This is a genomic window from Mesorhizobium sp. M1403 (assembly GCF_040317695.1).
Taxonomy (GTDB): domain Bacteria; phylum Pseudomonadota; class Alphaproteobacteria; order Rhizobiales; family Rhizobiaceae; genus Mesorhizobium.
Window position 1 is genome coordinate 118,520 of the sequence record NZ_JAMYKY010000010.1, and the last position, 14,243, is coordinate 132,762.

Consider the following 14,243-nt stretch of genomic DNA (forward strand, 5'->3'; position numbering starts at 1 on the left):
CGCGAAGGAGCGCTGCGTAGCGGCTTTTCTACAGGCGGCTATTGCCGCTGAAACGCACGGCAGACCATCGCCGCCGACCGGCTCCCCCAAAAGCCCTACTTCCCCAGCTCTATCGACCGCAGCCGCGCCGCTTCCACCGCCTCGGTGAGCAGGCGTGTCAGCCGGTCCTCGCCCATCAGTACTGCAAGGGCCGCAGCCGTGGTGCCGTTGGGGCTGGTCACCTGCTGCCTGAGCACGCCGGGCTCCTCGCCGCTTTCGGCGGCCAGCGATGCGGCGCCGTAGACCGTCTGCATGGCCAAGAGCTTGGCAGTCCTGGTCGGCAGGCCAGCCTCCTCGGCGGCCACGGTCAGCGCTTCGATGAAATGGAAGATATAGGCTGGACCGGATCCGGAGACTGCCGTCACCGCATCCATCAGGCCCTCGTCATCGATATCGGCCACTTGCCCGCTTGCCGAAAGCAGGTCGGCGACAAGGCGTTTGGTGTCCTCGGAAACCAGCCTGTTGGAAAACACCACCATCATGCCCTTGCCGATAGCCGCCGGCGTGTTGGGCATGCAGCGCACGATCGGCGCGCGGTCGCCGAGAATGCCTTCGAACGTGGCGACCGGCGTCCCGGCGGCGATGCTGAGGAAAGTGGTTCGGCCATCGTTGAAGCGGATGTAGCCAGCCGTCACGTCGCGGATCACCTGTGGCTTGACCGCAAGGACGACGAGGGCCGGCACGGCGTCCGCCGGGATGACGCCGGCATCCGCGGCAGCAGCGCAGCCCAGTGCTTCGGCACGCTTGCGCAACTCGGCATTGGGCTCGACCACGAACACCGCAGCCGGAGCCAGCTTGCCGGCTTTCAGCCAGCCCGAGAGCATGGCGTAGCCCATATTGCCGCAACCGGCGAGAACAAGCCTGATCGTCATCGAAGCTCTCCATTCGAAAGGTTGGCTTTGCCATAGACGTTCATGGGCGGACGGGGAAGCCCCTCTCGGACCTTGATCAGGGGCCGGGTTATGTCGCCGCTTTCGCCGCCTGATCGGGCTCGGTCAGTCCTGACGCGATCACTCTGGACGGCCAGGTTCGGCCCATCCCAGACTAAAAACAGGGATTGCAGACGAGGTGGGAGCGATAGCCTGGATTCTCCAACAGCGCACCAAAAAAGCCGACAAGAAATCCTCCCCAACCAAGCACAACTGCCACGGCCACGACGCCGACTCCCATAGCCATCTTGCAAGCCGCCACGGCCCCTGAAGAAAAGCGCCATGGGCGTATCAAAGCAAGGATTGCGGTCCCTGCCAGCAGACTAAGCACCGGAACTCCGAAGAGCACAGCGTGCATCTCCAGCATCAGCGCAAACGGAGTGTCTGGCGTTATCATACGGATAGCCTCCCCCGAATTCTGACGGTGTTCAAGAAGGCGACTTCATGAACCCTTAACCGACATCCCGCCATTTTTCGAGTGATCGACCAATCGTGGGCGACGAACTCGATGGCATTGTCTTAAGGCGGGAAACGAGGTCTCTCAGCCGACCAAATTAACCTTTTATTTCCTATGCCTGTTTAGCATCGCTTAACCAGTGGGCGGTCGCTACGTCCCAGCCCTAGGGGAAAGCTCCAGGAACCATGGCTTACAGGAATAATCGTGAACACTGGAGGAACGAGCGGTCTTTGCTGTCGCTCGTCGAGGCAGTGCGCGACGAGGACGAAGCATCGCTGGCTTCGCTAGAGGACCGTGCAGGCGCGTCATGGCGCGAGGATGCCGCCACACGGCATCGTCTCGCCCGGTCGCGCCGCGAGGCGCATGCCAGTCCGATCCTGTTGGCAGCCGCCGGCACAAGCCAGCTCCATCCTGATGGGCCGGAGGCCGCCACCATACTGACGGAAGAGCCTGCAGCTGCCGATGTATTGTTCGACCCCGCTGGCTCCGTTGGCGGCCGCGATGCCGGTCCCGCTGAGGACAAAGCGTACCGGGCAGCGCGTCGGGGTCCGATCGGTACCGTGTTGTCAGCGCTGCGCAGGCTCATGCCCGGCAGAGCGCCGGAGGAGATGGCGTCCGGCGAGACTTCCGCCGCGACAAATTCCGGCGCAGCGATGCCGCCTGCCTTCGATCTACAGCCGCTCTATGCCGGACAGCCACCTTATCCGCAGCAACCCACGCCGCAGCATTCGGCCTATACTCAGGCCTGGTCGAAGGAGGCAAATCAGGTTTCGGAAGCCGCCGATCAGCAAAGCCAGATCGAGGAAATCCGTGCCAGCCTGCGTGAATTCCGCGAAGCGGTTCGCGAGCTCACCGAAAACCGCACGCGCCGCTATTTCTAAGCGTCGAATAAAACATGCCGGTTTCGAGTTAGCGGCATGGGACGGCGCATTGACGGGATTGCCCGGCTCGATTTTCGTGAAAATGCCGCGCTGCATGTCCGCCCGGCTGCGCATGGTTCTGGGCAACGACATGCATAAAAGGTATCTGGAGTACGCCGCGGGATGCTTTAACGCGGCAGGCTTAGGCGATCGGCGTCGAGGGTGGTTCATGGCTGAGTTGATTGACGGAAAAAGCGTCGCCGAAGACGTGGTGCGGCGGGTCAAGGCCCTGGTCGCCGAACTGGCGGAAAAGGGCGGACGGCAGCCCGGCCTCGCGGTGGTCATCGTCGGCGAGGATCCGGCGAGCCAGGTCTATGTCGCCTCCAAATCCCGCACCGCCAAGGAATGCGGCTTCCATTCGGTTCAGCACACGCTGCCGGCCGAGACCTCCGAGCCGGACCTGTTGAAGATCATCGGCCAGCTCAACGCCGATCCGGCCATCAACGGCATCCTGGTGCAGCTTCCGCTTCCCGGCCATATCGATGCCGGCAAAGTCATCCAGACCATCGCGCCGGAGAAGGATGTCGACGGCTTCCACTTCATCAATGTCGGCAAGCTCGGCACCGGCGAGTTCGAGACCGCCTTCGTGCCTTGCACGCCGGCCGGCTCGATGCTGCTGATCGAACGGGTGCGCGGCAAGGATCTGTCCGGCCTCAATGCGGTCGTCGTCGGGCGCTCGAACATCGTCGGCAAACCGATGGCGAATCTACTGCTTGCCGCCAACTGCACGGTCACCATCGCACACAGCCGCACCAGGGACCTGCCGGCGCTTGCCCGCACCGCCGATATTCTGGTCGCAGCCGTCGGCCGGCCTGAAATGGTCCGCGGCGACTGGGTCAAGCCTGGCGCCACCGTCATCGACGTCGGCATTAACCGCATCGCCGCACCTGAAAAGGGTGAAGGCAAGGCCCGCCTCGTCGGCGATGTCGAGTTTGCCGAAGCAGCGAAGGCGGCCGGCGCCATCACGCCGGTGCCTGGCGGCGTCGGGCCGATGACCATTGCCATGCTGATGGCCAACACGCTAGCTTCCGCCTACCTCGCAGCCGGGTTGAAACGGCCTTCCTTCTGACCAGAGAGCAGCGTCCTTGCCGAACCTCACTGTTCCCCTAGAACGGCCGGTCACCAATGATCCCGTTCAGGGCGGCCGGCAGTTCGGGTTTCTGCTGGTCGACAAGTTCTCCATGTTCTCGCTGGCCGCGGCAATCGACACGTTCCGGTCGGCGAACCGGCTGCTCGGCCGCGATTTCTATGGCTGGACGACGGTGTCGGCCGACGGCGATGCCGTCATGGCTTCCAACGGCCTGCCGCTCAAGATCGACTACGCCGTTGTCGATCTGCCGCCGGTCGATATCCTTTTCGTCTCGGTCGGGCTGACGACGGAATTTCCCGGCAAGAGCAAGGTGCTGGCGGCGCTGCGCAGCTGGGGCCGGCGCGGCAATGCGCTCGGCGCGCTTTCGGTCGGCTCCTATTTGCTTGCCGAAGCAGGCCAGCTCGATGGCTATCGCTGCACCATCCATTGGGAAAACCGCGCCGGGTTCCTCGAACGCTTTCCGGACATCAACTGCACCGGCAACGTCTTCGAGATCGACCGCAAGCGCTACACCTGCGCCGGCGGCACCACCTCGATCGACCTGATGCTGGAAATCGTGCGCGGCGATTTCGGCTCGAGTCTCGCCAATGGCGTCGCCAACCAGTTCCAGCATGAGCGCATCCGCTCGGCCGGGGACCGCCAGCGCGTCGGCCCGGAACGCGACCTGACCGGCAAGTCGGAGAAGCTGCGCCGCATCGTCGAGCTGATGGCCGACCATCTCGACGAGCCGCTGTCGGCGGTGCAGCTCGCCAAGTCGGCGGGCCTGTCGGTGCGCCAGGTCGAGCGCCTGTTCCTGCGCCATCTCAGTGTGACGCCCGGGCGCTATTACATGCGGCTCAGGCTCGAGCGGGCGCGCGAATTGCTGCGCCAGACCAACATGCCGATCCTCGACGTGGCAATCGCCACCGGCTTCACCTCGCATTCCTATTTTGCCCAGAGCTACCGGCTGCAATTCGGCCGGCCGCCTTCCGAGGAACGCCGCACGACCTATTGAGGGTTTGGCAGAGAGGCGACGCAGCTTCGTACTCCGTCCGGGCTTGTGTCGCGACGCGGCGTCAAATAGCGTTCCGGCGCCGAGCGGCGGCGACTGACGGGGGAGATTTTTGATGGCGGGATTTGTGCGGAGCGTCGCTGCGGCGGCCCTGTTGCTCTGGACGACGGGGTTCGGTTTCGCCGCCGATCGCGTCATCGTCATTCTCGATGCCTCCGGCTCGATGTGGGCGCAGATCGACGGCAAGCCCAAGCTCGAAATCGCCCGTCAATCGCTGCGGAACGTGCTGCAATCGGTCCTGGCCGATGAGGAAATCGGCCTCATGGCCTATGGCCATCGTGAGAAGGCCAGTTGCGACGACATCGAACTCATCGTGCCGCCGCAGGCAGGCTCGGCAAGTGCGATCTCAGCCGCGGCCGACAGCTTGAAATTTCAGGGCAAGACGCCGCTGACCGCCGCTGTCAAGCAAGCGGCGGAAGCATTGAAATACACCGAGGACAAGGCGACGGTCGTTCTCATCACCGATGGCATCGAGACATGCAGCGGCGATCCCTGTGCGCTCGGCAAGGAGCTTGAGGCTGCCGGCATCGACTTCACCGTCGATGTCGTCGGCTTTGGCCTGACGGCTGCCGAAGGCAAGCAGGTCGCCTGCCTGGCCGATAACACCGGCGGCAAATATATCGAAGCATCGGATGAAAAGGCATTGCAGGACGCCCTCGTCGAGACCGTTGCGCCGCCGCCATCCGCTCCTGAACCGGCTGCCGCCCCGCAGCCTGCTCCCCAGCCGGCGCCTGCCCAGCCGGCGGAGTCCAATTTCGTGCCCACCGTCGTGCTTGCCGAAGGTGGCGATCCCGTCACCGACGGCAATGCCTGGGAGATCTATAAGGCGAATTCCGACGGCACGCGCGGCGATCCCGTCGCCACCGAATACGGCGCCTACAAGGGCAATCTGGAGGCGGGCGACTATATCGTCGTCGCGCGCGCCGGCGAGGCCAAGGCCGAACAGAAGATCAAGATCGAGCCTGGCCAGGTCGCCAAGCCGCTCTTCACGTTGAATGCCGGCACGCTGGTTATCCACCCGCGGCCAAGCGAAGGGGCGGACGTTGACGGCGGCGCGGCGGTCGTGATCGCCTATCCAGGCGTCGACACCCTGCCGACCTACTATGGCGACACGAAAGTCGTGCTGCCGGCCGGCGACGAGAAGGTGACCGTCACGATCGGCCAGGGCGTGGTTACCGAGACGGTCCCGCTTGCCGCCGGCAGGGTCATCGACAAGGATATCATCGTCGGCGTCGGGCATGTCGTCGCCAACGCCTACTATGCTGCCGGTGGCGACAAGGCCGAGGGTTCTGGCGTCGGCTTCAAGGTGTTCCAGGCGAAAAAGGACATCGGCGGGACCAGGCAGGAGGTGACCTATGCCTACGGCCCCGACAGCAAGTTCGATCTGCCGCCCGACGATTATGTAATGGTCGCGACCGTCGATCTCGCGGTGGCCGAGCAGCCGTTCAGTGTCAAAATTGGCGAACATCAGGATCTGAAGATCGCCATGAACGCCGGCGTGCTGGCGATCACCGCGCCAGGGGCCTCGAAGATCGAGATATTCGAGGCCAAGAAGAACATCGATGGAACCCGCAAGTCGGTCGGCTACGCCTATGACCAGAAGTATCAGGCCACCTTGTCGGTTGGCGACTACGCGGTGGTTTCGGAGAAGTCGGACAGCAGCTCGAAGGAAGGCGCGGTAACGGTCAGGGCCGGCGCGCGAGCCGAGCTGACGGTTCAATAGATCCAAGGGAGAGCGGCCACCAGCCGCTCTTCCTCATGGCCGAAAAAGTCACGCCACGCCGAAGGCGCTCGCGCCATGGTCGGCGCGGCCCACCATCTGCCGGAACCCGGCGAAGAGCTCCCGGCCGAAGCCGAATTCATTGCCTATGAGGTCGCTGTCCGCGGGCCGGCGCAGTGCGAAATCGCCGGCCGGCACCAGCACCTCGAGCGTTCCGGCCTCGGCGTCGAGCCTGATAATATCGCCGTCATGAATCCTGGCGATCGGCCCGTCCTCCGCCGCTTCCGGCGTCACGTGGATCGCCGCCGGCACCTTGCCGGAGGCACCCGACATGCGCCCGTCGGTAACCAGCGCCACATGCTGGCCGCGGTCCTGCAGGATGCCGAGCACGGTGGTCAGCCGGTGCAATTCCGGCATGCCGTTGGCCTTCGGGCCCTGGAACCGAATGACGGCGATGAAGTCGCCGGTCAGCGACCCCGCCTTGAACGCCTCGTTCAGCCCTTGCTGGCTGTCGAACACCTTGGCCGGTGCCTCGATGATGCGCCGCTCCGGCTTGACCGCCGATGTCTTGATGACGGCGTGGCCGAGATTGCCTGAAAGCACTTTCAGCCCGCCGCTCGGCTGGAACGCCTTCTTGAACGGCGCCAGCACCTTCTCGTCGCCGCTCTGGCGCGGCGAGGCCTCGCGCACGACGCCGCCATCGGCGCCGAGCTTGGCCTCGACCGCGTAGGGGCGCAGCCCTTCGCCCCACACCGTCTGCACATCCTCATGTAAAATGCCTGCGTCGAGCAGTTCGCGGATCAGGAAGCCGAGCCCGCCGGCGGCGTGGAAGTGGTTCACATCGGCAAGGCCGTTCGGATAGACCCGCGCCAGCAGCGGCACCGCTTCCGAGATGTCGGAAATATCCTGCCAGGTAATGGCGATGCCGGCCGCCGCCGCCATGGCGATCAAATGGATGGTGTGGTTGGTCGAACCGCCGGTGGCGTGCAGGCCGACGATACCGTTGACGATCGAGCGCTCATCGATCATCCGCCCGGCTGGCGTGTAGGCGTTGCCGAGCGCTGTGATCGCCAGCGCCCGCTTGGTCGCTTCCCTGGTCAGCGCGTCGCGCAGCGGCGTGCCCGGATTGACGAACGAGGCGCCAGGCGTGTGCAGGCCCATGATCTCCATCAGCATCTGGTTGGAATTGGCGGTGCCGTAGAAAGTGCAGGTTCCCGGCCCGTGATAGGATTTGGATTCGGCTTCGAGCAGTTCGGCCCGCCCCGCCTTGCCCTCGGCATAGAGCTGGCGGATCTTGGCCTTTTCGTCGTTCGGAATGCCGGTCGTCATCGGCCCGGCCGGGATGAAGACCGCCGGCAGATGACCGAAGGTCAGCGCCGCGATCACCAGCCCCGGCACGATCTTGTCGCAGACGCCGAGATAGACGGCGGCATCGAACATGTTGTGCGACAGGCCGATCGCCGCGGCCATGGCGATCACGTCGCGCGAGAACAGCGACAGCTCCATTCCGGGCTGGCCCTGGGTTACGCCGTCGCACATCGCGGGCACGCCGCCGGCCACCTGGGCGATGCCGCCGGCCTCGCGGGCCGCGTCCTTGATCAGTGCCGGAAACGTCTCGAAAGGCTGATGCGCCGACAGCATGTCGTTATAGGAGGTGATAATGCCGAGGTTCGGCACCCGGTCGCCGCCAAGCGCCACCTTTTCGGAAGGACTGCACACGGCAAAGCCATGGGCCAGGTTGCCGCAGGACAGCACGGCCCGGTTGGCGGTGCGGTTCGAGGCTTCGGCGATGCGGCCGAGATAAGCCTCGCGACCGGGCCTGGAGCGCTCACGGATGCGCTGGGTGATGGCTTCGATGTCGCGTCTTGCGGTCATGGCGGTCGGTCCTTTCAGGCGAGGTCCCGCAAACACCTTCCGGCTGTTGCCGGGACCTGCAGCCAAGTTGAGATCAGGGTGCCCAGAAAACCTCTACGGGCTTTTGAGTTGCATCGAGCACGGCGCGAATGGGCTTTCGTGTTCCAACTCCAAGCGCGGCCTCGAATGCGGTGCGTTTTTCCGCGCCCTCGATATGCAGCGCGATGAAGGCGGCATTGATGATCCGCGCCAGTGACAGCGTCAGCCGCGGCTCGCCGGCGCTTGCCGCGTGAACCGGAAGCACGATCCTTTGCGACGACGGATCGAGCAATCTTACCAGGTTGTCGGCATCCGGAAAGAACGAGGCGGTGTGGCCATCAGTTCCCATGCCGAGCACAACAACATCGAGGGGCCAGGGCAGCACTTGCAGCGCCTCACTGTCGGAGACCGCTGCGCCCGCGATAGTTGCCGCAGCGTGGTAGAGCGGCACGAAATTCGCGGCGGCGGCCGCGTTCTGCAGCAGGTTGGCGGCAACCAGACCGGCATTGGAGCGCGGCGACGAGGGCGGCACGAAGCGCTCGTCGACCAATGTTATCGTCACCTTTTCCCAGGCGATAGGAACGGTCGAAAGCGCCGCGAAGAATTTCGCCGGCGTCGTGCCGCCCGAGACTGCAAGCAGTGCCGTGCCGCGCTCGGCGATCGCCTTTGACAGGCGGCCGGCGACGTGGCCGGCAAGCGCTGTCGCCAACTCCTGGCGTCCGGCAAATTCGTGCCAGTTGTAGGCGCCGCCTAATTGCTCTCGTGCCATGTCCGCCCATCGCGTTCGATCAGCGCAATCGAGGCCGAGGGGCCCCATGTGCCTGCGGTGTAGCCTTGCGCCTCTTGCCTTCCGCTTTCCCAGGCGTCCTGGATCGGGTCGATCCATTTCCACGCAGCCTCGACCTCGTCGCGGCGCATGAACAGCGTCTGGTTGCCACGGATGACGTCCATGATCAGCCGCTCATAGGCATCGGGCGCGCGGCCGTCGAAGGATTGCGCAAAACTCATGTCGAGCGGGATCTGGCGCAGCCGCATGCCGCCCGGGCCCGGATCCTTGATCATGATGAACTGCTTGACGCCTTCGTCGGGCTGCAGCCTGATGACCAGTTGGTTGGCGGAGATCGGCCCGGCGCTCTCGCCGAAGATCGAATGCGGGATTGGCTTGAATTCGATAACGATCTCCGAAACGCGGGTCGCCAGCCGCTTGCCGGTGCGGAGGTAGAACGGCACGCTGGCCCAGCGCCAGTTGCCGATCTCGGCCTTGAGCGCAACGAAGGTCTCGGTGTTGCTGTTCTTGCCGAGTTCCTCGACATAGCCCTTCACCGGCCCGCCGGCCGAGGCGCCGGCACGGTATTGCCCACGCACCGTGTGCTTGGGCGCTTCGTTGCCGTTGATGCGTTTCAGCGCCCGCAGCACTTTCAGTTTTTCGTCACGGACGGCATCGGCGTCCATCGACGACGGCGCCTCCATGGCGACGAGGCAGAGCAGCTGCAGCATGTGGTTCTGTACCATGTCGCGCAACGCGCCAGCCTTGTCGTAATAGGTGACGCGGTCTTCCAGGCCGACCGTCTCGGCCACGGTGATCTGCACATGATCGACATTGGCGGAATTCCACAACGGCTCGTAGAGCGCGTTGGCGAAGCGCAGCGCCATCAAATTCTGCACCGTCTCCTTGCCGAGATAGTGGTCGATGCGGAAAATCTGGCTTTCATGGAAGTCGTCGCCGACCAGGTCGTTGAGCGCGCGCGCCGAAGCGAGATCGCGGCCGATCGGCTTTTCCAGCACGATCCGCGAATTCGGCGTGATCAGCCCGTGCTCCTTCAGCTTGTGCGAGATGTCGCCGAATAGCGCCGGCGCCACCGCCAGATAGAAAGCGCGGATGTGTTCGCTGTCGCCGATCGCCTTCTTCAGCCTGTCGAAGCCGGCACCTGTGGTTGCGTCGGCCGGGACATAGGAGAGCCGTGCGAGGAACGTCTTCAGTTCCGTGGCGTCGATATCTTCCGGTTTCACATGATCGGCAATCGCCTGCCTGGCGAAAGACTGGAATTCCTCGTCGGTCATCTTCGAACGTGATGTGCCGATGATGCGCGTCGGCTCGGAAAACTGGTGGTCGCGCTGCCGGTGGTACAGTGACGGCAGAAGCTTGCGTTCCGACAGATCGCCGGTGCCGCCGAAAATGATGAAGTCGAAAGGGTCGACGGGGATGATCTGGCTGGTCATGGTCTGTCCGCTCTGACGCCGGTCGCGATAACGCGGCTGATATAATCTAATCGATTTAAACTTGCCAGTGTCATTGCGTCACATCCGCGTGTGCTCTTGACACCGGCTCTGGCCGGAGGCTTGTCGGCAAGCAATGCTTCCGGGAGCGTTCGCAGGTGCAGCATAGAGCGGGATCAAGGCGAAAGCCAAAGGAGAAATCGGCAATGGACACACATCTTTCGATGGCCATGGCCAAACGCGTCGTCGAGGTCTTCAACGATGAGTGAGAAAAGCATGCGCCTCAAAAACAAGGTCGCCATCATCACCGGCGCTGCCTCGGGCTTTGGCGAGGGCATGGCCAGGCGCTTTGCCGAGGAGGGCGCGCGGGTAGTTGTCGCCGATCTGAACGCCAAGGGCGCAGAGCGCGTCGCCGGCGAGATCGGCGAAATGGCGATCTGGACCCAGACCGACGTCTCGCTGCGGTCCGAGTTCGACGACCTGGTCCATGCTGCAATGAGCGCCTTCGGTCGCATCGATATCATGGTCAACAATGCCGGTTACACCCATCGCAACGGTGACATGCTGGAAGTCGACGAGGCGACCTTCGACCTGATCACGTCAGTCAACATGAAGGCGATCTACAACGCAGCACTTGCCGTGGTGCCGGTCATGGAGCGGCAAGGCGGCGGCGTCATCCTGACGACGGCTTCCACGGCCGGTATCAGGCCGCGGCCTGGTCTCACCTGGTACAACGCATCGAAGGGCTGGGCGATCACCGCGACCAAATCGATGGCGGTGGAACTCGCGCCAAAGAACATCCGTGTCAACTGCCTGTGCCCGGTCGCCGGCGAGACCGGCATGCTTGAGAAATTCATGGGCGCCGACACACCCGAGATCCGCGAGAAGTTCCGCGCATCGATCCCGCTCGGCCGGCTTTCGACGCCGCTTGACGTGGCCAATGCCGCGCTTTGGCTCGCATCGGATGAAGCAGCTTTCATCACCGGCGTGGCGCTGGAGGTCGACGGTGGCCGTTGCATTTGAACCGCCGGCCATCCGGCGACAGGCGGCTGATGGCGAGCGATCCGAGCCGCGATCGCTCTGTCGGCCCTACGCCCCGGTTTTGACGTAGCTCTTGTAGACCCAGCCGCGCTTGCCGTTGTAGACGATCTGGCACCACTGCTTGCAGCTCATCACTTGCACCGAGGTCTTGGCTGGCACGGTGAGAATGGCGGCCGCATTCTTCTTTGGGCCGGTGCGCATGGTGACGGATCTCAGGATGCGTCCGGTACCGGCAGTATTGGCTTTTCCGGATTTTGCCTTGGTGCTGCCGTTGTCGTCCGCGCTCGCGGACTGCGCTGTCGGCAGTTGCGGCTTGGGTGTGGGGATGGCAGCGGTCTGCGCACCGTCGGGCCCTGTGTTTTTCGTCGAGCTGCCGGGAGCCGCCACCTTGGCAAACAATGCCGCAGCGTCGGGTTTCGCTGCCGGATCGGCGAATGCCACCGAAGCAGACGATTTATCGGCCGCCTGCTCGGTCTGGCTTGCCAGTTGGTCGGATGCTGCTGTGGCGGCGGCCGATGCCGTCTTTGGTCCCGTCCAGCGGGGATCGTTGGGAGCCAGCGCCGGTATGTCGGCTTCCGCCGCGGCCACCGCCGGGGAAACCGCGTCGGCCTTGCCCGTCGTCCGCGGCGCCGCAGCGACCTTGGAAGGCAGGATCTTCGTCGTCTTGACCGGAATGGTCGGAACGGTCTGCTCAGGGCTCGCCGCCGCCTGTCGTTCATTGGCCGGCAAGGCCAGCCACAGCGCCACTGCGGCAACGCCGAGCAGTGCTGCCGTGCCAAGCGCAGCGATCACGAGATGCGCGTTCGACCGGACCCCGTGCCAGAACGTCGGCCGCATATCGTAACCGAATTGCATCGCAAGGCGCCGTCGTTCCGGCGCACCGAAACTGAAGGGCTCTCTCACACTTGCCACCTCCATTTGCGGGCCGATGTTCTCACGACCGATGCCGGAGAGCCGGCATTTCGATCGGCATCGTTCCCAAACCAAAAGCGGGCAGGCCCGCAAAAATTCCCCGTTCAGCTGCCCACGAGCATCATCTTTCGCCCGCGATTGTGGCATCACTGCGCCCTTGGCGGGGATTCTGCGCCCTGGTTAAGGATTCTGCAACGCCTGGTTAAATCCTGTCCCGCAACGCGTACCAGTTGAGCGCAAGAAAGAGCAGTGGCGCGCGGAAACGCCGGCCGCCGGGGAAAGGCGGAATCTTCAGATCCTCGATCAGCTTCAGCCGGTCGCGGTTGCCGGCGACCGTCTCGGCATAAAGCTTGCCGAAAAAATTGGCCAGCATGACGCCGTGGCCGGAATAACCACCGACCGAGATCACATTGGGCATGACTTCGCGCACGAACGGCTTTCTCGGTACGGTGATGCCGACATAGCCGCCCCAGCCATGGGTGATCTCAATGTCCTTCAGTGCCGGATAGATCTCGGCGATCTGCCGGCGGATGTGGATGTGAATGTCCTTGGGATCGTTGACTGCGTAGATCTCGCGCCCGCCAAACAGCAGCCGCCCATCCTTCGATTTGCGGAAATAGCGCACGACGAAGCGCGAATCGTCGACCGCCTCGCCACCCGGCAACACTTTGGAATCGGCGCCCAGCGGTACCGTTGCGCCGATGAATGAGCCGATCGGCATGATATGCGAAGCACTCACCGGCTCGAGCGTGCCGCCATAGGCGTTGACCCCGATCAAGCACTTCCCGGCGATGATCGTGCCCTTCGGCGTCGTCACCCTCACTTTGCCGCCGCCGGAGGTGATGCCGGTCGACGGTGTCTGCTCGAAAAGCTTTGCGCCGGCCTGTGCCGCGACTTTTGCGGTGCCGATCACCAGCTTCAGCGGATGGATGTGGCCGGTGCCCGTGTCGCGGGTGCCGCCGAAATAATGCGTCGAGCCGAGCCGCTCGGCTGTCTCCGCGGCATCCATGAATGAGATGTGCGGATAGCCGAACCGGCTTGCCATGATCTCGGCATGCGCCTTGTAGTCGTCGACATAGCGCTTTTTGTGCGCCACCGACATTTGGCCGGGCATATAGTCGATCTCGATCTGGTGCACCGCGGCGAAGTCGAGGAGATGCGCCTTGGCCTCTTCGGCCAGGTCGAACAGCGCCTTGGCGCAGGAAAAGCCGTATTCCGCTTCCAGCTCCTCTGCCCAGGCCCGCTGTCCGGTGCCGAGCTGGCCGCCATTGCGGCCCGATGCGCCGTCACCGAAACGATGCGTTTCGATAAGCACGACATCCGCGCCTGACTTGGCGAGATGAGCCGCAGCCGACAGGCCGGTAAAGCCGCCGCCGACGATCACCACGTCGCATGTCCGGTCGCCGTCGAGCGCCGGATATTCGGGCCTTGGTCCGGCCGTGTCCTCGTACCAGGAGCGGCCGGGGGAGATTGGGGATTGGTAAGTCATGATGCTCGGCTAGGGGAGTAGGGCAGTAGGGCAGTAGGGCAGTAGGGCAGTAGGTGTCTATTCAGCCGACAGCTTGCGGATGAGAAGCCGCAAGAGCTTTCCTACGCTCTCGCTGTGAGGCATCAATGATTCGACTGCCTCGCGAGAGGTAATTCCAACCCGTTGCGCGATTAGAAGGTGTGTCTCCAGTTCCTTGAGTGATCCCTGGGCGATCCTGAGAAACTGCTGGTAGGAAGCTCGGCTTTCTCCGCCGTAACCCTCGGCGATGTTGGCTGGCACAGACGTTGCTGCCCGACGCACCTGACCCGTCAGCCCGTAGAGCTCGTCCTTCGGCCAGGTCCTTGTGACTTGGGAGATTGCAACCGTTAGGTCCATGGCTTGCTGCCAGACGATCAGATCCCTGTACGATGCGATCTTGTCCGTCATCCTTGCCCTACTGCCCTACTGCCCTAACTGCCCTACTGCCATATTGCCCTACTCTCCTA

General features: G+C 63.7%; 13 protein-coding genes. 5 read left to right on the forward strand and 8 right to left on the reverse strand.

All coding sequences use genetic code 11. From position 1 onward, the window contains the following. Positions 1 to 95: 95 nt before the first annotated feature. Both proC and NKH01_RS18185 read right to left on the reverse strand, forming a co-directional pair. Positions 96 to 911 carry a pyrroline-5-carboxylate reductase gene (gene proC / locus NKH01_RS18180; protein ID WP_353021487.1) on the reverse strand — a complete coding sequence of 272 codons (816 nt, stop codon included), beginning with the start codon at positions 909 to 911 and terminating at the stop codon, positions 96 to 98. Positions 912 to 1,083: 172 nt separating this feature from the next. Continuing rightward, a complete protein-coding gene (locus NKH01_RS18185; protein WP_353021490.1) occupies positions 1,084 to 1,365 on the reverse strand; it encodes a hypothetical protein in 282 nt (93 codons plus the stop codon). A gap of 290 nt (positions 1,366 to 1,655) precedes the next feature. Between NKH01_RS18185 and NKH01_RS18190 the strand changes: the two genes are divergently transcribed. The 4 genes from NKH01_RS18190 to NKH01_RS18205 all read left to right on the forward strand — a co-directional run bounded on the left by NKH01_RS18190 (position 1,656) and on the right by NKH01_RS18205 (position 6,209). After that, the gene (locus NKH01_RS18190; RefSeq protein ID WP_353021492.1) at positions 1,656 to 2,306 is read left to right on the forward strand and encodes a hypothetical protein; all 651 of its coding nucleotides are present in this window, start codon (positions 1,656 to 1,658) and stop codon (positions 2,304 to 2,306) included. Positions 2,307 to 2,514: 208 nt separating this feature from the next. Continuing rightward, positions 2,515 to 3,414, forward strand: a complete 900-nt coding sequence (gene folD / locus NKH01_RS18195; RefSeq protein ID WP_352849515.1) for a bifunctional methylenetetrahydrofolate dehydrogenase/methenyltetrahydrofolate cyclohydrolase FolD — start codon at positions 2,515 to 2,517, stop codon at positions 3,412 to 3,414. A 16-nt stretch (positions 3,415 to 3,430) separates the two neighbouring features. Beyond that, positions 3,431 to 4,429, forward strand: coding sequence for a GlxA family transcriptional regulator (locus tag NKH01_RS18200; RefSeq protein WP_023719415.1), 999 nt, complete (start codon positions 3,431 to 3,433; stop codon positions 4,427 to 4,429). A gap of 112 nt (positions 4,430 to 4,541) precedes the next feature. Beyond that, positions 4,542 to 6,209, forward strand: coding sequence for a vWA domain-containing protein (locus NKH01_RS18205; RefSeq protein ID WP_353021495.1), 1,668 nt, complete (start codon positions 4,542 to 4,544; stop codon positions 6,207 to 6,209). Between the two features lie 48 nt (positions 6,210 to 6,257). Here NKH01_RS18205 and edd read toward each other — a convergent pair whose 3' ends face one another. From edd to zwf, 3 genes are all read right to left on the reverse strand, one after another. Then, a complete protein-coding gene (edd, locus tag NKH01_RS18210; protein ID WP_352482395.1) occupies positions 6,258 to 8,081 on the reverse strand; it encodes a phosphogluconate dehydratase in 1,824 nt (607 codons plus the stop codon). A 73-nt stretch (positions 8,082 to 8,154) separates the two neighbouring features. Then, positions 8,155 to 8,868, reverse strand: a complete 714-nt coding sequence (gene pgl / locus NKH01_RS18215; protein WP_353021498.1) for a 6-phosphogluconolactonase — start codon at positions 8,866 to 8,868, stop codon at positions 8,155 to 8,157. Further along, positions 8,850 to 10,319, reverse strand: coding sequence for a glucose-6-phosphate dehydrogenase (gene zwf, locus NKH01_RS18220; RefSeq protein ID WP_352482393.1), 1,470 nt, complete (start codon positions 10,317 to 10,319; stop codon positions 8,850 to 8,852). The genes pgl and zwf overlap by 19 nt, the downstream gene beginning before the upstream one ends. Positions 10,320 to 10,592: 273 nt before the next feature. On the opposite strand from zwf, the gene NKH01_RS18225 reads away from it, so the two are divergent. Continuing rightward, positions 10,593 to 11,339, forward strand: coding sequence for an SDR family oxidoreductase (locus tag NKH01_RS18225; RefSeq protein ID WP_352482391.1), 747 nt, complete (start codon positions 10,593 to 10,595; stop codon positions 11,337 to 11,339). A gap of 66 nt (positions 11,340 to 11,405) precedes the next feature. Here NKH01_RS18225 and NKH01_RS18230 read toward each other — a convergent pair whose 3' ends face one another. From NKH01_RS18230 to NKH01_RS18240, 3 genes are all read right to left on the reverse strand, one after another. Further along, complete coding sequence (locus tag NKH01_RS18230) at positions 11,406 to 12,212, reverse strand: SH3 domain-containing protein (RefSeq protein ID WP_353021503.1); 807 nt, start codon at positions 12,210 to 12,212, stop codon at positions 11,406 to 11,408. A 259-nt stretch (positions 12,213 to 12,471) separates the two neighbouring features. After that, positions 12,472 to 13,758, reverse strand: a complete 1,287-nt coding sequence (locus tag NKH01_RS18235) for an NAD(P)/FAD-dependent oxidoreductase (protein WP_352885315.1) — start codon at positions 13,756 to 13,758, stop codon at positions 12,472 to 12,474. Positions 13,759 to 13,815: 57 nt separating this feature from the next. After that, positions 13,816 to 14,184: a four helix bundle protein gene (locus NKH01_RS18240; protein WP_353021506.1), complete on the reverse strand. Its 369-nt coding sequence runs from the start codon at positions 14,182 to 14,184 to the stop codon at positions 13,816 to 13,818. Positions 14,185 to 14,243 lie beyond the last annotated feature (59 nt).